The following is a 17895-nucleotide window of genomic DNA, read 5'->3' as shown; positions in this document are numbered from 1 at the left end:
GACATCTTGGGCAGGCCCGGGTGTCGGGAGCACGGGTGAGTACTCCTTGCCGCGGGGTGGGTCCGGGCCCTTGGCGACTCTTCCGAGGGTCTAGATCGTACGATCACACAGGTTGTGCGGCATAAATCCGTAGAGTAACCGGTCGGTAGCTCTGGATCATCAGCTCCGTTCTCGGTAGCGTCAGCTCCGCGCCGCCACACCCAGGGCACACGGCCCTGCGGGACTCGTGGCGCAGGGGAATTACTCACGTTGACGACTGCCATTCAAGGCATCTTCGCCGTCCGTCCCTATACGCCTCACTGCCAGGTCATCCACGACGAGGGAGACCATGCCGTCATCGGCATCTCGTCCGGCAACTCCTACTTCACCCACGACCGGGTGCTCGAACTGGCCCGGTGGGGGCTCGACCACTTCCGGCAGGTCGACCTCATCTGGACCGACATGCACGTCGCCGAGATGTTCGTGGCACTCGGCTACCCCGAAGTCGAAGCGCAGCGCAAGGCGGTGAAGAACCTCCGCGGCGTCCGCGCCAAGGTCACCTCCGCCGTCGCCGCCCTCGACCCCGAGGGGGAGCGGCTGCGCGGCCGCCCCATGTCCGCACTCCTGGAGCTCCCCGCCTACCAGCGCATCCGCTCCGGGCTCGACGTCCTCATGGCCGACGACCCCGAGTTCCGCGAGGTCTGCGACCAGCTCGCGGCCCGGTTCCTCACCGACAAGCTGGGCGGACAACCGCCGACCGAGCTGCAGCGCGAGGTGTGCATCAAGTACGTGTGCGCCGAAGTGCCGCTGTTCCTCGACACCCCGGCCATCCTCGGGGTCTCCTCCTCGCTCAACTGCTACCACCAGGCACTGCCGTTGGCCGAGCTGCTGTACGCACGGGGCTGGGGACTGCGCGCCTCGCGCAATCAGGGTCACGCCGTCATCACCCCCGCCGAAGAACGCGAAGAACAGGACCGCCGCGCATGACCAGCACCATCGAACCCACCACGGCGGCCATGGCCGACGAGCTCACCCGGTTCCCGTTCGACGCCAACGGCACGCGGCTGCCCGACGAGCTCGCCCACCTCCTCACCCACGAGCCGGTCAAGAAGGTCCGCACCATTGCCGGGGCACCGGCCTGGCTGGTGTCCTCCTATCCACTGTGCAGGCAGGTGCTCGACGACCCCCGGTTCTCCCTCAAGGACACCTCCGCCGAGGGCGCTCCCCGTCAGTACGCGCTGACCATCCCCCCGGAGGTGGTCAACAACATGGGGAACATCACGGGCGCAGGACTCCGCAAGGCCGTGATGAAGGCCCTCAACCCGAAGGCCCCCGGGCTGGAGGCGTGGCTGACCGGCCACGCACACGCCCTCGTCGACCAGCTCGTCACCACCGGGATACCGGGCGACCTGCGCCGCGAGTTCACCGTCCCGTACTCCACCGGGCTCCACTGTCACATCCTCGGCATCCCCCAGAGCGACGGCCCCGACCTCTACCGCTCGCTGCACGTCGCGTTCATGAACAGCCCGCGCACCATCCCCGCGGCGGGCATCAACTGGGACCGCGACATGGCCCACATGATCGACCGGCTCAACGACCAGGAGACCACCGGTCTCATGGCCGAACTCGCCGCCCTGCGCGAGGACTTCGACTACGCGCACCTGACCGACGAGATGCTCGCCACCGTGGGCGTCACCATGTTCGGCGCGGGCGTCATCAGCGTCATGGGGTTCCTGACCATGGCCCTCGTCTCGCTGATCCAGCACCCGGAGCTCAAGGCGCGGTTGATCGCCGACCCGGCGCTCATCCCCGCCGCCGTCGACGAGTTGCTGCGCATCAACCTGTCGATCGCCGACGGACTGCCCCGTATCGCCACCGAGACCATGCAGCTCGGCGACGTCACCGTGCAGAAGGGGGAGCTGGTCCTCGTCCTGGTCGAGGCGGCGAACCACGACCCCGCCGAGTTCGAGGACCCGCACACCGTACGTCTCGACCGGCCGAACCCGAACGCGCACCTGTCGTTCGGCGGCGGCGGCCACTACTGCCCGGCCACCGCCCTCGGCAAGCGGCACGCACAGATCGCCATCGAGGTGCTCCTGGAACGGCTGCCCGGCCTGGACCTGGCCGTGCCGATCGAGCAACTCGTCTGGCGCACGGGGTTCATGAAGCGGATCCCGGAGCGCCTGCCCGTGCTCTGGTGAGGCCGCAGGGGGAATGAGTACGAGACGCTGAGGGCCGGGTCCGACCAACCCGGCCCTCAGCGGCGTCCGCGTCCCTGCGTCACCTCTGCGCCACGGCCTCCAAAGGGCTCAGGGCGGCCGCGCGGCGGGCGGGTACGGCGGCCGCGAGCACGCCGATCGTCAGGGAGACCAGGCACACGAGGAGCAGCGTCCCCCAGGGCGGCGACAGGGAGTACTCCTTCATGGCGCCGTTGGTCAGCGAGCCGACGCCCCAGGCACCGGACAGCCCGCCCACCAGCCCCAGCAGCGTGCCGAAGGCCGCGACCGTCACCGACTCCAGGCGGATCATCCGCCGGATCCCGGCCCGGTCCATGCCGACGGCGCGCAGGACGCCGATCTCCCGGGTGCGGTCCGCGACCGACATGGCCAGGGTGTTGACGATGCCGAGCAGCGAGATCACCGTACCGATGGCGAGCAGACCGTACATCAGGGTCAGCAGGCCGGCCAGGGAGCCCGCGGCCTCGTCGACCAGGGCCTGCCGGTCCTTCACCCGCACCAGCGGACTGTTGCCCGCGGCGGCGCGCAGCCGGTCCTCGGTGGTCTTCGAGACCGCGGCGCCGTCGGCCCGTACGAGGATCCGCTGGACGGAGCCGGGCAGGAAGGCGTCCCGCTGTACGTCGGCACGCGAGCCCAGCACGTCCCCGGCGGTGGGATTGTCCGCGTAGACGCCGACGACGGTGTACTGCGTGAACTCCTGGTTCCGGCCGATGCGGGCCTTGACCTGGCTGCCCGCCCTCACGCCCTGCTCCCGCGCGGCGCCGGCGGAGAGGGCGATCCGGCCCGGCCCCAGGTCCTTCAGGGAGCCGCTGACGAAATCGAGCTTCATGACCTCGCCGACCGTGGCGGGGTCGACGCCGGCGATCGCGCGGACACCGCCGCCGGTGAAGACGGTGGAGTCGGCCACACCGGCCGCCGTCCGCACCCCGACCGTGGCGGCCACCCGCTTCTCCGTGCCCGGGTCGAGGGCGGTCATGGTGCTGCGGCTGCCGATCACGTAATCGGCGGCGAGACCGGCCGCGGCCTGCCGGTCCAGGGCCTGCCCGGTGGAGTTGCCGATGACGGCGAGCCCGGCGACCAGGGCTGTACTGACGATCAGGGCGGAGGCGGTGGCAGCGGTGCGCCGCGGGTCGCGCAGGGCGTTCTCCCGGGCGAGGCGCCCGGTGATCCCGAAGCGGCCGGTCAGCCGGCCGGTCAGCCGGATCACGGGGACGGCGAGCAGGGGCGCCAGCACGATCAGGGCGACGACGAGGAGGGCGCAGCCGAACATCGCGTTCTGCAGGTTCTCCTCCGAGGCGTCCTTCGCCCCCGTGAGCGAGACCAGCAGCCCCCCGCCTGCGGCGAGCAGGACCAGCCCCACGAGCCCGCGCACCCGTGAAGCGGTCGCGGTGGGAGGCTGCTCGCAGGCGCGCAGCGCCTCGATGGGCGCGACCTTCGCCGCCCTGCGGGAGGGCAGCCAGGCGGAGAGCACCGTGATGCCGACGCCCACGCCGAGCGCCGCCATGACGGGGACCGGGCCGATCACCAGGGGACCGTCGGGCAGTCGGTCCTGAGCGGTGCTCAGCAGGCCGGGCAGGACGGACGCGATGCCGAGGCCGAGCACGAAGCCGGCCGCCGACGAGACCAGTCCGATGACGACCGCCTCCCAGAGGACGGAGCGGACCACCTGGCGGCGCGAGGCGCCGATGGCGCGCAGCAGCGCGATCTCCCGGGTGCGCCGGGCGACGAGCATGGTGAAGGTGTTGACGATGAGGAAGGAGCCGATGAACAGCGAGACCCCGGCGAAGACCATCGGCATCTTCTGGTAACCGCGGGTCAGCGTGTCGGTGTAAATGGCCTGCTGGGTCGCCTGCGCGGTGCCCGTGACGGCCTCGGCCCGGTCGGCCGGGAGCAGGGCCGTGATCCGTCCGGCCAGCTCGAACGCGTCGGTACCGGGCTCGGCGGACACGTCGATCGACGTGTACCGGCCGGGTGACGCGTACAGCGCCTGGGCGGTCGCCCTGTCGAACACGGCGAGGGTGCCGCCGGCGGTGACCCGCGAGTCCGCGGTCCTGACGATGCCCACGAGTCGCTTCTTCAGCACGGGGCCGTCGGTGGCCAGCGTGACCGTGTCGCCGATCTTGAACCGGCCGGCCGCGGCGGTGCCGCTGTCCACGGCGAGTTCGTCGGCGCCGCGCGGGGCGCGGCCCTCGGCCAGCGGATACCGGGCGTCCGCGCCGTCCTGGCCCGGTACGTAGGCGGCGCCGAGGTTCGCCCATGCCTTGCCGGCCCGCAGCGGACGACCGTCCGCGCCGTTCAAGGTGGCCGAGCCGTCGGCCGCGGGCCGCGCGGCGGCGACGCCGGGTACCCCGGCCAGCTTCCGTACGAGCGCGTCGTCGAGGACTGCGGCCTCCTCCCCGGGGGCACCGGGCGGGGCGGACTTCGGGGTGACGGTGACCGCGATGCCCGCGAAGTCCTTCGACGCGGCGGCGCGGTAGGCCGCCGCGGAGGACTCCGCGAAGACGAGGGTGCCGCAGACGAACGCGACACCCAGGCAGACCGCGAGGACGGTCATGGCCAGACGGGCCTTGTTCGCCAGGACGTTGCGGAGGGCTGTTCTCAGCATGGGCAGCTTTCGGGGACGTGGGCGTACGAGGGGGAGGGAGGCGGGAGCCCGGGGAGCCCGGGGAGCCCGGGGGGATCCCGGGGTTCCGGGGAAGCCGGCCGGGGTCAGCTGGTGCGGGCGCGGGCGTCGAACGCCTTCATCCGGTCCAGCACCCGGTCCGGGGTGGGACGGGACATCTCGTCGACCAGCCGGCCGTCGGAGAGGAAGACCACGCGGTCCGCGTAGCCCGCGGCGACGGGGTCGTGGGTCACCATGACCACCGTCTGACCGAGCTCGCGCACCGAGTCGCGCAGGAAGCCGAGGACCTCCGCCCCGGCGCGGGAGTCGAGGTTGCCGGTGGGCTCGTCGCCGAAGATGATCGCGGGCCGGGAGGCCAGGGCGCGGGCCACCGCCACGCGCTGCTGCTGCCCGCCGGACAGCTGTCCGGGCCGGTGGCCGAGGCGCTGGGAGAGACCGACCATGGAGACCACGCGGTCCAGCCACTGCTGGTCGGGCCAGCGGCCGGCGATGCTCAGCGGCAGCGTGATGTTCTCCAGCGCGGTCAGCGTCGGCAGCAGGTTGAACGCCTGGAAGATGAAGCCGATCCGGTCGCGGCGCAGTTCCGTGAGCTGCCGGTCGTCGAGGGTGCTGAGTTCGGTCGTACCGATCCGTACGGAACCGGAGCTGACCGGGTCCAGCCCGGCGGCGCAGTGCATCAGCGTGGACTTGCCGCAGCCGGAAGGTCCCATGATCGCGGTGAACTCGCCCTCCCGGAAGGAGACGCTGACCCGGTCCAGGGCGACGACGCGGGTGTCGCCGCTGCCGTAGACCTTCGACAGTTCGCTGGTGGAGGCCGCGAACCCGGTCATGGGGCGCGGCGCGAGGGGGTCAAAGGGGGCGGCGGTCACGGGGGACTCCTCTTCGGGTGCGGGTGGATGCACTTCGAAGGGTGTCCGGGACGTGTATCGGGTCCGGGGCCGCCGTGTATCGGCCGCCGCGTCGTTTCGTATCGGTCGTGCGGGCCGGCCCCGTCAGGACGGGGGCAGGCGCAGGGTGGCGACCGCGCCGCCGTCCGGGGCGTTGTCCAGGCGCAGCTCGGCGCCCAGGACCCGGGCCTGGCCCAGGGCGATGGTCAGGCCCAGGCCGTGGCCCGAGCCGCGCTCCGCCGCGCCGGTGTGGAAGCGGCGCGGGCCTTCGAGCAGCAGGTCCGGGGGGAAGCCGGGGCCGTGGTCGCGTACGACGACGGTACGGCCCTCGACGGTGACCTCGACGGGAGCGTCCCCGTGCCGGTGGGCGTTGACCACGAGGTTGCCGACGATCCGTTCGAGGCGGCGCGGATCGGTCTCGACGGTCTCGCCGGGTTCGGTGGGTTCGGCGCTCTCGCCGGCTTCGGCCCGCCGGGCCGCCGCCGTGTCCCGGGCACCGGCCACGGTGACCGACGCGTCGAATCCGGTGCGCGCCACGGCCTCGCGGACGACCGCGCCGAGCGGCACGTGCGCCCGGACCGGATGCTCCGCGCCCGCGTCCAGCCGGGAGATCTCCAGCAGGTCCTCCACCAGGCCGCGCAGATCGCGTACGCGGGCGCGGACCAGGTCCTCCGTCTCGCCGGCCGGCAGCAGATCGGTGGCGGCCAGCAGCCCGCCGACCGGGGTGCGCAGCTCGTGGGCCACGTCCGCGGTGAACCGGCGCTCGGTCCGCAGCCGCCGGCCGAGGCTGTCCGCCATGAGGTCGACGGTGGCGGCGATCTCGGCCACCTCGTCGCCTCCCTTGGTGGGCCCGGTACGGGCGTCCAGGTCGCCGGCGGAGATCCGGCCCGCGGTCTCGGAGACCCGCCGCAGTCGGCGGCCCAGCAGCCCGGCCCCGTAGGCCGCCAGCGGTACGGCCGCGGCGAGCGAGACCAGCGAGGCGACGGCCATGCTCATGTCGAGCCGGCGCAGATCGTGGAGCTCCGGGCTCATGTTGATCTGGACCGCGAGCACCGGGCTGCCCGGCCCGGCGACCCGCTGGACACCCCAGACGCTCGGTCCGACGTTGTCCTCGATCCGCCCGTCGTAGGCCGTGTGCCGCTTCTCGTCGGCCGGCTCGCGCAGTACGCCGGGCAGGCCGGCGGGATCGAGTGCGGCGCCGTCCGCCAGCGCCCCGGTGCGCCGGTAGGTGTCCACGGCCGAGTAGACGCCGTTGAAGGCGCGCATCTGGGCGCGGCTGCGGATGTCGCTCGCGGTCCACAGGTGGACGAGCACGCCGACGGCCGCCGCGACCAGGCAGGCGGTGGCCGCGGCCAGCGCGGCGATCTTCCAGCGCAGGGAGACGCGGTCCGGCCAGGGCAGGCGGTGGCAGGGGCGCACCGGACTCAGCGCCTGAGCTTGTAGCCGAAGCCGCGGACGGTCTCGATCCGGTCCCGGCCGAGCTTGCGGCGCAGTCGCTGCACGCACAGGTCGACGACCCGGCTGTCGCCGTCCCAGCCGTAGTCCCAGACGTTGCGCAACAGGGTGTGCCGCTCCAGTACGACGCCCGGGTGGGCGGCGAACTCCAGCAGCAGCTTCAGCTCGGTCGGGGTCAGAGCCACCGGGCTTCCGGAGACGAAGACCTCCAGGCCGCCGGTGTCGAGGGTCAGGTCCCCGAAGACCAGCAGGTCGCCCCCGGAAGGGGTCGGCCCCTCCTCGGCGGCGGGCCCGGCTCCCCCTGCCGAGGGCGCGTACGTCGCGCGGCGCAGCAGCGAGCGGATGCGGGCGACGAGGACGTAGGTGTCCACGGGCTTGACGACGTAGTCGTCGGCCCCCGCCTCCAGACCGGCGACGATGTCGAGCCCGTCACCGCGGGCGGACATCATCAGGATCGGGACCAGGCTGGTCTCCCGGACCCTGCGGCACAGGCCGATGCCGTCCAGGCCGGGCAGCATCACGTCCAGGATCAGCAGGTCGAAGCCCTCGTCGCCCGGGGCGTGCTCGTCCCCGTGCCCGTTCCTGTCCCCGATCCCGCCCCCGTTCCCGCCCCCGTCGTTCCCGCCCCCGTCACGGAAGAGCTCCAGCCCGGTGAGGCCGTCGGCCGCGGCTTTCACCCGGTAGCCGTAGCGTTCGAGGGCCACGGTGAAGGACCGGCGCATCAGCTCGTCGTCCTCCACCAGCAGCACGCGCACGGGGCGCACGGAGGCCGGGGCGGGGGTGGACGAGGACACGGGGACGACTCCTGGAGGGCGGACGGAGAGGGGCGACGGGCGGCCCGAAAAGGAACCGGAAAGGATCCGAAAAGGAACGATACGGCAGGTGGCGGGCGCGGCGGGGGCGCCGCCGGCCCGGCCGCCCGCTTCGATGGAAGACCAAGCGCCCCCTGATACGCGACGGATACAAACCCCGTTCCGCGGGCGCTCTGGTTGCCGCTCCGGGGCCGTGGGGCTTGACTGGAACGCGTGGACGAATCGCGCCGGGCCTGGATGATGATCTTCGGCATCCTCTTCGTCATCCTGGCCGACCTCGCGGCGATCATCCTGATGAACACCGTCGGACAGTGACCGTCGCGCCATCAGGAATGGAGAAGCGCGGGGCAACCACCCCAACTACCGTGTGTTCATGGACATCACCATTCACACGGCCTCCCTTCCGCATGACGATCCGGAGGCCGCGCTGGCCTTCTACCGCGACGTCCTCGGGTTCGAGGTCCGCAGCGACGTCGGCCAGGGCAAGATGCGCTGGATCACGGTCGGCCCCGTCGGCCAGCCCGGCACGTCCATCCTCCTCGCGCCCCCCGCCGCCGATCCCGGCATCACCGAGGACGAGCGCCGCACCATCGCCGAGATGATGGCCAAGGGCACGTACGGCTGGATCCTGCTGGCCACCCGGAACCTCGACGCCACCTTCGAGAAGGTCCGGGCCGGCGACGCCGAGGTCGTCCAGGAGCCGACCGAGCAGCCGTACGGCATCCGCGACTGCGCCTTCCGCGACCCCGCGGGCAACCTGATCCGCATCCAAGAACTCCGCTGAGACGTCACGCCGAGCAGAGGGGGGCTCGTATGTGCAATCCCGCGTGGGGCCGCGCACGCACCGAGGCGCAGCGCTTGAAGGACTTCGCCCGGCTGCGCCGCGTCCGCGACCGGATCGACCGGGAGTACGCGCAGCCGCTGGACGTCGAGGCGCTCGCGCGCGACGCGGGCATGGCGGCCAGGCAGCTCAGCCGCCAGTTCCGGCTCGCGTACGGGCAGTCGCCGTACGACTATCTGATGGCGCGGCGCATCGAGCGCGCCGCCATGCCGCTGCGCCGGCGCGACCTCGCAGTCCCGGCCGCCGGCACGGGGGCCGCACGCTGACGCGGGACGGCCGCCGGGTCGGCCGACCGCCCGTTCACGCAGCTCGCCCCCGGTACTATGGCCGGCAAGATCTTCTGACATACGACCAGGGGTACGTGTGATCAACCGAGTGCCCGGCGTACCCCGGGTCCTGCGCACCTTGAACGACCGGGCCGCCCTGGAGCTCCTGCTGGAGCGGGGACCGCTGTCGCGCGCCCAGATCTCCCGGCTGTCCGGCCTGTCCAAGCCGACGGCCTCCCAGATGCTGGCCCGTCTGGAGGAGTCCGGCCTCGTCGTGGCCGCGGGCACCTCCGCCGGGCACCCCGGACCGGCCGGTCTGCTGTACACCCTCAACCCGGCGGCCGCGTACGTGGCCGGGCTCGACGTGACACCCGGGCTGATCCGGACGGCGGTCGCGGACCTCTCCGGGCGGACCATCGGCACGTACGAACTCACCGACCCCGAGCTGCGCGGCGACGAGGCCGACCAGGTGATCGCGGCCGTCGACGGGGCCGCGCGGGCGGCCCGGCTCACCTCCGACGACATCCACCGGGTCGTCGTCGGAGCCCCGCTGGCCTTCGACCACCGCGAGGGCCGGCTGCGCTATCCCAGCCATCTGCCGGGCTGGCAGTCGCCGACCCTGCTGCGGGAGCTCGCGGCCGGGCTCCCGATGCCCGTCGACTGCGAGAACGACGTCAACCTCGTCGCCATCGCCGAGGGGCGCACCGGAGCGGCCCGCGGGTACGAGGACTTCTTCCTGCTCTGGAACGAGGAGGGCATCGGCGGCGCCATGATGTTCGGCGGCCGCCTGTACCGCGGGCGCACGGGCGGGGCCGGCGAGGTCGGGTTCATGCCCGTGCCCGGCACACCGCTGGTACGCAACCCCGAAGTGGCCCAGACCGGCGGGTACCAGGACCTCGCGGGCTGCCAGACGGTGCCCGAGATGGCGCGCAGGCTGGGGATCGACCGCGTCGCGGACGGCGCCGGGTCCCGCGCGGGCGCGGCACGCCGCGGTGCGGCCGATCCCGTGCTGGAGGAGGCCACGGCCATCCTCCGGCGGGCGTCGACCGAAGCCGAGGGCCCGTACCGCGAGGTGCTGCGGGAGTTCGCGACCAGGGTCGCCACCGGCCTGTCCTCGATCGCCGGCGTCCTCGACCCCGAGCTGGTGGTCCTCGCCGGCGGGGTGTTCCTCGCGGGCGGCGAGCCCCTGCGGGCCCTGGTCGAGGCGGAGCTCGCCGAACTCTCCGCCTGCCAGCCGCCGCTGGTCCTCGGCGACATCCACGAACACCCCGTCCTGCGCGGTGCACTGGAATGTGCCCTGGCCACGACGCGGGACGAGGTGTTCGACACCTCCCGCTAGCGGGCCGTACCGAAGTCCTGGGTCCAGTAGGAGTTCGGCTGCGCGAGGCCGACGCCGATCTCCTTGAAGGCACAGTTGAGGATGTTCTCGCGGTGCCCGGGGCTGTTCATCCAGCCCGTCATGACCTGCTCGGGCGTGCTGTAGCCGTACGCGACGTTCTCGCCGTACGTCGTCCAGCTGAAGCCGCTGCGGGTGATGCGCTCGCCCGGGTCCGAACCGTCGGAGCCGGTGTGCGACATGGTGGAGTGGGCGGCCATGTCCTGGCTGTGGTTCAGCGCGGCGGCCGTCAGGTTCGGATTGACGGTGAGCGCCGAGCAGCCGACCTTGGCCCGCTCCTGGTTCACGAGGGCCACGACCTCGGCCGCGGGGCCGGAGGCCCCACCGGTCGGGGCGGTCGGCTGCTGCGCGGTGGGCGGAGCCTTCGGCTTGGCCGGGGCCGGGCGCACCGGCTTCGTCGCGGTCGGCTGCCGCGTCGGCTCGGCGGCCGGCTCGGTCGGCTCCGGGGCCTGCGAGGTCGGCGCGGCGGGCGTGGCCGTCGCGGTCTCGGCGGGGAGCGGGACCTGCGCCGGGTCCGCCACCGTCTGGATCGACTCGGTGGGGGAGGGTGCGGTGTGGGAGGGGCGCATGCCGTGCCTGCCGCCGGCCTTCACCCCGCCCGCCTCGTTCGTGTGCAGGCATGCCATGGCGGCCGTGGGTATGCCCACGAGGCCCAGGGTGACGGCGGCGATGGTTATTTTCTTGTAGCGCGTCTTCTTGCGGTGCTTGTGCATGCGTGACCTCACGTGGTTTCTGCGATGCGTCCTGCGCCTGAGCTGCTGGAGCGCGGGGGCCGGGCCGCCATTCTTAGAAGCCCCGGAACGGGCTGGCAAGTCTCGCCGCCGGGCGGCGGGGCAGAGCCGGGCACCGGGCTTGAAAAGGGCGGACAGTCGTGCTGACCGGGTGGTCGGCCGACCGCGTGAGATCGGGACCCTCCCTCAGACACCGCTGTGACGTGGCCAGTTGCCGCAGACGGCACTCGTCCTTGACACGCCCATGTCGGGCGAAGAGGAGAATGTCGATTCGAGTGGGACAAATATCGACATGTCGGCGAGAGGGGAGCGGACGTAATGCTTCCGTGATCAGTTGTGGCGTGGTGATGCATGTCACTGTTTCGCGTGGAACCAAGCGGGGCCGTGGGGGCGGGCGGTGTGCGCCCGCCCCCTGCCGCCGATCAGAACCAGTTGATGGTGAGGGGGAAGGTGGTGGTGGCGGTGGTGGGGGTGGTGTCGGTGGCGGTGGCGGTGATCTGGACGGTTCCGGTGGCCCAGGGTTTGCCGGTGATGCGGCCGGTGTTGGTGTCGATGGTGAGTCCGAGGGGGAGTCCGGTGGCGGTGTAGCGGATGGCGGGTTTGCCTCCGGTGGTGGTGAGTTGGATGGTGCAGGTCTGGTTGAACTTGCAGGTCCGGGGTCCGGGGTCGGTGAGTTTCAGATCACCGGGTGTGGGTGTGGGTGTGGGTGTGGGTGTCGGGGTAGGTGTCGGGGTCGGGGAGCCGTCGAAGACCTCGGTGATCGGCTGGACGTTCGCCGCGTTGCCCGCGTGCGTCGCCGTGCCGAACAGGTCCTCGAAGGTGCGCAGCAGGTGGTGGTGGTTGAAGGCGGTGGCGTACTTGCCGGTCTTCACCTTCGCCCCGTAGAACACCGTGGCGATCTGGTTGGAGCCGAGGTAGTTGTCCTCGTCCCAGGTGAGCACCAGCAGGCTGTTGTTGGCCTTCGCCCACTGCGCGTAGGCGTCCAGGTTGTTCTTCGTCCACGTGTCCCCCGTGTTCACCGAGCACGAGTGCATGTCGTTGCACTGGTTCGGTACGACGAAGGACAGGTTCGGCAGCGCCGCGAAGTCGTTCCGGGGGAACTGGGCCCAGGTCTTCCCGGTGTTCAGCGGTACGTTCTTGAAGGCGAACCACGAGTTGTGCTTCTGCGCGTACTGGCCGTTGGTGCAGGCCGTGGACCCCTCGGCCGGCAGGTCCTCGTTGTACGTCGCGAAGGTCTTCCCGGCCGCGATCAGCTCCTGGCCGAGGTTGGCCGCGCTCATCGACTGCGGGGTGTAGCAGCCGTCGCCGGTGATGCCCTGGGTGGCGCCGGAGAAGAGGTTGAAGTAGTTCGGCTGGCTGGGGTGGGTCAGCGCCTTCATGCCGGTCAGGCTCGCGCCGCCGTTCGCGAGCTGGTTGACGTACGGGGCGTTCGCGCTGCCGATGATCTCGCCGTACTGCTTGTTCTCGTAGACGACGACCACCACGTGGTCGTACGTGGGCAACGCGGCGGCCGCGGCCGTCCGCGCGCTCGCCGGATCCGTCTCGGCCGCCTGCGAACGGGCCACGGTGAACGCGCCCAGCAGGCAGAGCGAGCCGAGCGCGGCCACCAGCGCGGACCGGCGGGCCCTGCGTCTCGTGGCGGCCATGGGTGAGGGCATGAGCGGTTCCTCCTGGGTGGGTGTGGGTGTGGGTGTTCGTTCCTCGCGGGTGGGTCATTCCTCCCGCCGGGCCGCACCGGCCACGGCGATGTTCAGGAAGCGGGGCACCGGCCGGCCCCGGCCGCGGAAGTCCTCCGCCACCGCGGCCCGCACCTCCGTCAGGCGCGACGCGGGCAGCAGCGCCAGTACGCTCCGCCCCGGCCCCCGCCCGGGCGACCAGGCGCTCAGCGCCCCCGCCCGGCGGGCGCAGGCCACCGCCCGGGACAGCTCGGCCGCCCGGTCCGCTCGATCGCCGCGGACCGCGAGCAGCACCAGCCGCCTCCCCGAGGCGGCCGGGTCGAAGCCGGCGTGGCGCCGCCCGGCCCCGGCGTCCGGCAGCAGGGCCTTGCCGGGCCGGGCGAACAGCACCGCCCGGCGCAGCGCCTCGTCGCCGTCCGGCAGCGCCCGTGCCAGCAGCCGGGCCAGCTCCTCCCGGTCCGGCTCCGCGTCCGCCGGCCCGTGTACGTCGGCCACCGCGAGCGCCAGCGCGCAGTCGGCGGGCTCGGCCGTGGCCAGCCCCGCGGACTCCGTGAGCGAGCCCTGGAGGTGCAGGTCGGTCCCGCCCCGGCCGTACCCGGCGCGGGCCAGCGCCCGCAGCAGGGCGTACGGGCGCACGGCCCAGGCGGGGGCGTCGGGCGGCGGCCCGTCCGGGGTCAGCGGCAGATCGCAGCTGTCGGCGGGGTGCCCCAGCGAGCTCAGCCGCACCAGCCCGTCCGTACGGGGCGCGGCGGCGGCCGCCACCGGCCAGCCGGCCGCGGCGACGAGCCCGGGCGAGTCGAGGTGGAAGGCGTACGGGGCACTCCACACCGCGGCCGGGGGCCGCCCGTGCGCGGCCTCCAGCGCGTAGGCGACGAGCCGGAACAGCGGGTCGGCGGTGGCCCGCCGGGCCAGCCCGGGCGGCACGGGACCGACGGGCGGGATGCCGACGGGAGCCCGGCGGGCAGCAGCCGTGCCGGCAGCGGCGGTAGGGGTGGTGGGGGCGGCGGCGCGCGGCGCGGTGTCGGGACCGGGCCGGGCGGGCGTGGCGCCGCCCCGGGCCGCCGTCACCAGTCCTCCCCGGGCGCCGCCGGCCGCCGCTCGTCCAGGCGGGCCAGCAGCCGGTAGGCGTTCCCGCCGTCCGTGCGCCGGGCCACGGCCGTCCGCAGCGCGTCGAGCGCCGCCGCTCCGGCGAAGCAGGGCAGTGCCGCCGTCCGTACGGCATGGGCCAGCGCCCGCCCGCGGCGCGTGGCCGGGGGAGCCCACGGGCGGCCCGGGTCCGGCGCCAGCCGGGTGGTGGTCAGGGCCACCGCGCCGAAGAAGTCGTTGCCCTGGTGGGCGCGGCCGTGCTCCTCGGCCAGGACGGTGAACCCGCGGTCGGCCAGAGCCTCGCGCAGGTTCGACGCCGGCATCAGGTGCTGGTGCTGCGGCTGGAACCAGGGCAGCCACGCCGGTCCCAGCAGCCGGGCCATCCGCGATTCGGGGTCGGGGAGCTCGATCGCCAGGAACCCGCCGGGGGCCAGGACGGCGGCCGCCGTGTCCAGCTCGGTGAGCGGATCACGGGTGTGCTCCAGGTAGTGGTACATGCTGACCACCTCGTACCGGCCCGCCAGCTTCTGCGCGAACTCCGGGAACTGGCCCTGGAACCCGGTCTCCACCCAGCCGCGCCGCTCGGCCTCGCCGACCCCGTCGCCCATGTCCAGGCCGTCGAAGCGGGTGTCCGGCCAGACCGCCCGCGCCGCGTTGCAGAAGTGGCCGTGCCCGGTGCCGACGTCGAGCCACGAGGCCGGGGCGTCCACGGTGTGCGGGCGGAGCATCTCGGCGCGCCGCCGGTAGGAGTCGCCGAGCCGGCCGAACACCGTCCCGGCGCCCTCCCCGCCGCGTCCGTCGTAGAAGTCCCGGTAGTAGAACTCCAGTCCGTCCAGGGTCAGCCGGGGGTTCTGGAAGACGTGGCCGCAGTCCGCGCACTGCTCCAGGGTGAACCGGCCGGGCTTGCCCTGGAGGAGATCGGGCACCCGGACGCGCACGAAGAGCTGCCGGGAGCCGCACCAGGGGCAGTCGGTCCGCCGCGGTTCCAGGAACCGGTCGGTGCCGAAGGTCAGTTCGGCCCGGTACGCAGCCGCGCGTGCGGTGTCGGCGTCGGTGTCCGCCTCCGCGCCGTCGGGCGTACGCAGGACCGCGGCGGCCGTGCGTACGGCGGCGGCCAGCGAGCGCGCCGGCCGGGCCGCGGTGGCCGCGGGCAGGTCGGCGGGGCGCAGCGGGGCGCCGGGCCCGCCGAGCACCAGGTACGGCTGGAGCCAGTACAGCCCGGCCGCGGCGACGCCCCAGCGGCCCTGGCGTCCGGCGAGCCCGGCCAGCAGCGCCAGCCCGGCGAGCTGAGCACCGGCGAGCACCCCCGGCGGCAGCCCCTGGGCCCGCAATTCGGCCGCGCGGACCGGGCCCGCCGGGTCCCCCGCCCGCCCGACGGACAGCGCGGGGGCGATGGCCAGGCCCGTGGAGTCGGCGGCGTACTCCTTCAACCGGCGCACCAGAGCCAGCAGATCGGCGGGCTCGCGGCCACCGGCGCCCTCCAGGCCCGTCCCGCCCGGGTCCGCCCCGGCCCTCGCCAGCACCTCCTCGGCGACGAGCACCGCGTACCCGGCGCCGCGCCCCTCGGCGAGCCGGTCCCGGAGGTATCCGGCCGGGTCGACCAGCCGCAGGAGCCCGAGCGCCCGCTCGGCGCCGAGGTCGGCGGGCAGCAGGTCCAGCACCCGCAGGCCGACGCGGTCGGCGTGCGCGCAGGCGGCCAGGAACGTGGCCGGATCCACCTCGACCCCGCGCGAGGTCAGCAGTCGCCACCCGGCGGCGCGCGGCAGCCCGTCCGCCGCGGTCGGCGGCGCGGGCAGGACGGGGACCGCCCGCAGCCGACGGCGGGCGCGCACCGTTCCCGCGCCGAGCGCCGCCACGGTCAGCGCGGAGGTCCACCGGACCCGGTGGAAGGGGGGAGGCGTCATGACAGCTTCTCCAACCGGTCGGCTGCGGCGGCGGCTCCGCCGGCCGCGGCGAAGGAGGCCTGGATCCGCCGGGCGGCCCGGCGATGGCCGGGATCGTCCAGCACGGCCGTGAGCGCGTCACACAGTTCCTCGGTGCGGGTCCGGCCGAACCGCACCCGCACCCCCGCCCCCGCCTCGACGACCTGCCGGGCCACGATCGGCTGGTCGTCGCGGATCGGCGCCACCACCAGCGGCAGCCCGTACGCGAGCGCCTCGCAGACGGTGTTGTGCCCGGCGTGGCTGACCACGGCGTCCAGGTGCGGCAGCAGCTCCAGCTGCGGCACCCGCTCCTGGAGGAGTACGTTCCCCGGCACCGGCCCGACCAGCGAAGCGGGGGCGACGAGCACCAGCTGGACGTCCTCGGCCAGTCGTTCGGCCGCCTGGAGGACGGTGGCGTAGAACCGGCCGCCGGCCTCCTGGTTGAGGGTGCCCAGCGAGACGAGCACCCGCCGCCGCTCCGGATCCAGCCGCCGCCACGGGAAGTGGGCGGCGGCCGGTCGGGCCCCGAAAGCGGGGCCGACGAAGGCGTGGCTGGCCGGGAACTCCGCGCCGATGCCGACGAGTTCGGGAGTCGAGAAGACGATCACCAGCCGCTCGGAGAACCGCGGATCCCAGTCCGCGTCCGGCATCCCGCACGCGGCCAGGAATCCGGAGATCTGTCCGGACACCCACTCCCCGACCTTCGGGAAATCGGCGAAGGGCCGGGTCAGTTCGGCCGATGTGCTGGCCGAGGTGGCCCAGGGGATCCCGAGGCGCCGGGCGACCACCGGGCCCGCCAGGGCCTGCTGGTCGGCGACCAGCAGATCCGGCTCGAAGGAGCGCACCGCCTCCGTCACCCCGGCCACCATCGCCAGGCCGAGCGGGACCAGCGCCTCCTCCCACAGGAAGCGCAGCGCCCCGACCCCGCGCAGATCGCGCCAGCGGTCGTGCAGGGCCGCGTACCCGCCGCCCGCCTCGTCCCCGGCGGGCAGGACGCGGGCGTGCGCCGGCAGCAGCCGGGCCAGCGCCCCGGCCGGCCCCGTCCAGGCCACCTCGTGCCCCCGCGCCGCCAGTTCGGCGCCGACCGCCACCGTCGGGTTGACGTGCCCCGCCAGCGGCGGGACCGTGAACAGCACCCTCATCGGACCAGAGCTCCCGCCCGCGGGGCGCGCGCCGTCCGGGCCGCGTCCGCCGCCGTCGCTTCGAGATGGGCGAGCACGGTCTCCCGTAGGACCCCGCTGCTCTCCTTCAGTACGTCGTGGCCCAGGCCCGGCAGGATCTCGATCGTGGCGCGGGGCGCGTGGCGGACCAGTTCCAGTGCGCCCGGCACGAGTTCGGAGTGCTCGCCGCAGACGATCTGGGTGGGGACGTCCAGCCGGGCGAAGTCGGCCGCCGTGAAGGTGCGGCTCGCCGCGATGTCGTCGATCAGGCTGGTCCGGTTCAGCAGGGCGTCGGCGATGGAGGTCAGGTTGGCCGCCTTGCGCAGCCGCAGGGTGAGCAGCTCCGCGGGGACCGGACTGTCCTCCAGGCTGAGCGCCGCCGCCGACAGGGTGTCCACCATGTTCTCCACCCAGGCCCCGCCGAGGGGTGGTTCGAGCAGGGTCAGCCCGGCGACGAGGTCCGGGCGGTCGAGGGCGGCGTGCAGGGCCAGGGTGCCGCCGTAGCTGTTGCCGACCAGGTGCACCGGGCGGTGCCCGAGGTCCAGCGCGCCGAGCAGGGAGACCAGGTCCCGGACGGCGGTCCGGCTGTCGTAGCCGGTGGCCGGGCGCTCGGTGCGGCCGTGGCCGCGGAGGTCGTAGAGGACGGCCTCGTGGCCCGCCCTGGCCACCGGGACGGCCAGGGGGCAGTAGAAGGAGGACAGGTTGTCCACGACCAGCCCGTGCAGGAACACGACGACGGGACGGCCGGGGCCGGCGGCCCCGGCGGTGGCCGGGAGCCGCTGGACGTGGAAGCGGAGGGAGTTCGCGGGGACGAAGGCCATGGG

The 17895-nt window shown here is 73.6% G+C and carries 14 protein-coding genes and 1 pseudogene; 5 read left to right on the top strand and 10 right to left on the bottom strand.

Annotated features, from left to right (window positions below; all coding sequences use genetic code 11):
• The first annotated feature begins 249 nt into the window (after nucleotides 1-249).
• Both CP980_RS02800 and CP980_RS02795 read left to right on the top strand, forming a co-directional pair.
• A complete protein-coding gene (locus CP980_RS02800) occupies nucleotides 250-966 on the top strand; it encodes a cyclodityrosine synthase (protein ID WP_150492503.1) in 717 nt (238 codons plus the stop codon).
• Entirely contained in the window at nucleotides 963-2180 is a 1218-nt protein-coding gene (locus tag CP980_RS02795; protein WP_280116471.1) for a cytochrome P450, read from the top strand. The genes CP980_RS02800 and CP980_RS02795 overlap by 4 nt, the downstream gene beginning before the upstream one ends.
• Nucleotides 2181-2259: 79 nt before the next feature.
• On the opposite strand, the gene CP980_RS02790 is transcribed toward CP980_RS02795, so the two are convergent.
• The 4 genes from CP980_RS02790 to CP980_RS02775 all read right to left on the bottom strand — a co-directional run bounded on the left by CP980_RS02790 (nucleotide 2260) and on the right by CP980_RS02775 (nucleotide 7975).
• Nucleotides 2260-4821 carry an ABC transporter permease gene (locus CP980_RS02790; protein WP_150492502.1) on the bottom strand — a complete coding sequence of 854 codons (2562 nt, stop codon included), beginning with the start codon at nucleotides 4819-4821 and terminating at the stop codon, nucleotides 2260-2262.
• 104 nt (nucleotides 4822-4925) lie between these two features.
• Nucleotides 4926-5669 (bottom strand): ABC transporter ATP-binding protein, encoded by a 744-nt coding sequence (locus CP980_RS02785; RefSeq protein WP_150530092.1) that lies wholly within the window; start codon nucleotides 5667-5669, stop codon nucleotides 4926-4928.
• Between the two features lie 162 nt (nucleotides 5670-5831).
• Nucleotides 5832-7145, bottom strand: a complete 1314-nt coding sequence (locus tag CP980_RS02780) for a sensor histidine kinase (protein ID WP_229906882.1) — start codon at nucleotides 7143-7145, stop codon at nucleotides 5832-5834.
• Between the two features lie 5 nt (nucleotides 7146-7150).
• Nucleotides 7151-7975, bottom strand: coding sequence for a response regulator transcription factor (locus CP980_RS02775; RefSeq protein WP_373312796.1), 825 nt, complete (start codon nucleotides 7973-7975; stop codon nucleotides 7151-7153).
• A 391-nt stretch (nucleotides 7976-8366) separates the two neighbouring features.
• On the opposite strand from CP980_RS02775, the gene CP980_RS02770 reads away from it, so the two are divergent.
• From CP980_RS02770 to CP980_RS02760, 3 genes and pseudogenes are all read left to right on the top strand, one after another.
• Complete coding sequence (locus tag CP980_RS02770) at nucleotides 8367-8777, top strand: VOC family protein (protein ID WP_099896091.1); 411 nt, start codon at nucleotides 8367-8369, stop codon at nucleotides 8775-8777.
• A 29-nt stretch (nucleotides 8778-8806) separates the two neighbouring features.
• Nucleotides 8807-9070, top strand: a pseudogene (locus CP980_RS02765) (AraC family transcriptional regulator); the annotation flags it as partial.
• A gap of 127 nt (nucleotides 9071-9197) precedes the next feature.
• The gene (locus CP980_RS02760; protein ID WP_150492501.1) at nucleotides 9198-10439 is read left to right on the top strand and encodes an ROK family transcriptional regulator; all 1242 of its coding nucleotides are present in this window, start codon (nucleotides 9198-9200) and stop codon (nucleotides 10437-10439) included.
• On the opposite strand, the gene CP980_RS02755 is transcribed toward CP980_RS02760, so the two are convergent.
• The 6 genes from CP980_RS02755 to CP980_RS02730 all read right to left on the bottom strand — a co-directional run bounded on the left by CP980_RS02755 (nucleotide 10436) and on the right by CP980_RS02730 (nucleotide 17892).
• Complete coding sequence (locus CP980_RS02755) at nucleotides 10436-11209, bottom strand: CAP domain-containing protein (protein ID WP_132753675.1); 774 nt, start codon at nucleotides 11207-11209, stop codon at nucleotides 10436-10438. The two genes, CP980_RS02760 and CP980_RS02755, sit on opposite strands and share 4 nt — an antisense overlap.
• A gap of 440 nt (nucleotides 11210-11649) precedes the next feature.
• Nucleotides 11650-12885: an alkaline phosphatase family protein gene (locus CP980_RS02750; RefSeq protein ID WP_150492500.1), complete on the bottom strand. Its 1236-nt coding sequence runs from the start codon at nucleotides 12883-12885 to the stop codon at nucleotides 11650-11652.
• 54 nt (nucleotides 12886-12939) lie between these two features.
• Nucleotides 12940-13971 carry a galactokinase gene (locus CP980_RS02745; RefSeq protein ID WP_229906883.1) on the bottom strand — a complete coding sequence of 344 codons (1032 nt, stop codon included), beginning with the start codon at nucleotides 13969-13971 and terminating at the stop codon, nucleotides 12940-12942.
• Nucleotides 13968-15893 (bottom strand): class I SAM-dependent methyltransferase, encoded by a 1926-nt coding sequence (locus CP980_RS02740; protein ID WP_150492499.1) that lies wholly within the window; start codon nucleotides 15891-15893, stop codon nucleotides 13968-13970. The genes CP980_RS02745 and CP980_RS02740 overlap by 4 nt, the downstream gene beginning before the upstream one ends.
• Nucleotides 15890-17053 (bottom strand): glycosyltransferase, encoded by a 1164-nt coding sequence (locus CP980_RS02735; RefSeq protein WP_132753669.1) that lies wholly within the window; start codon nucleotides 17051-17053, stop codon nucleotides 15890-15892. Before CP980_RS02735 ends, CP980_RS02740 begins: the two co-directional genes overlap by 4 nt.
• Nucleotides 17050-17892: an alpha/beta fold hydrolase gene (locus CP980_RS02730; RefSeq protein ID WP_132753667.1), complete on the bottom strand. Its 843-nt coding sequence runs from the start codon at nucleotides 17890-17892 to the stop codon at nucleotides 17050-17052. The genes CP980_RS02735 and CP980_RS02730 overlap by 4 nt, the downstream gene beginning before the upstream one ends.
• Nucleotides 17893-17895 lie beyond the last annotated feature (3 nt).

The sequence above is a fragment of the Streptomyces vinaceus genome, from assembly GCF_008704935.1.
Lineage (GTDB): Bacteria > Actinomycetota > Actinomycetes > Streptomycetales > Streptomycetaceae > Streptomyces > Streptomyces vinaceus.
The sequence above is the reverse complement of the archived record's forward strand: the minus strand, read 5'-3'. Positions and strand labels throughout refer to the sequence as shown.

Excerpts from the sequence above, each read along its gene's own strand:
- CP980_RS02795 (WP_280116471.1), top strand. The coding sequence starts at position 963 with ATGACCAGCACCATCGAACCCACCACGGCGGCCATGGCCGACGAGCTC.
- CP980_RS02750 (WP_150492500.1), bottom strand. The coding sequence starts at position 12,885 with ATGCCCTCACCCATGGCCGCCACGAGACGCAGGGCCCGCCGGTCCGCG.
- CP980_RS02755 (WP_132753675.1), bottom strand. The coding sequence starts at position 11,209 with ATGCACAAGCACCGCAAGAAGACGCGCTACAAGAAAATAACCATCGCC.
- CP980_RS02790 (WP_150492502.1), bottom strand. The coding sequence starts at position 4,821 with ATGCTGAGAACAGCCCTCCGCAACGTCCTGGCGAACAAGGCCCGTCTG.
- CP980_RS02735 (WP_132753669.1), bottom strand. The coding sequence starts at position 17,053 with ATGAGGGTGCTGTTCACGGTCCCGCCGCTGGCGGGGCACGTCAACCCG.
- CP980_RS02770 (WP_099896091.1), top strand. The coding sequence starts at position 8,367 with ATGGACATCACCATTCACACGGCCTCCCTTCCGCATGACGATCCGGAG.
- CP980_RS02785 (WP_150530092.1), bottom strand. The coding sequence starts at position 5,669 with ATGACCGGGTTCGCGGCCTCCACCAGCGAACTGTCGAAGGTCTACGGC.
- CP980_RS02730 (WP_132753667.1), bottom strand. The coding sequence starts at position 17,892 with ATGGCCTTCGTCCCCGCGAACTCCCTCCGCTTCCACGTCCAGCGGCTC.
- CP980_RS02740 (WP_150492499.1), bottom strand. The coding sequence starts at position 15,893 with ATGACGCCTCCCCCCTTCCACCGGGTCCGGTGGACCTCCGCGCTGACC.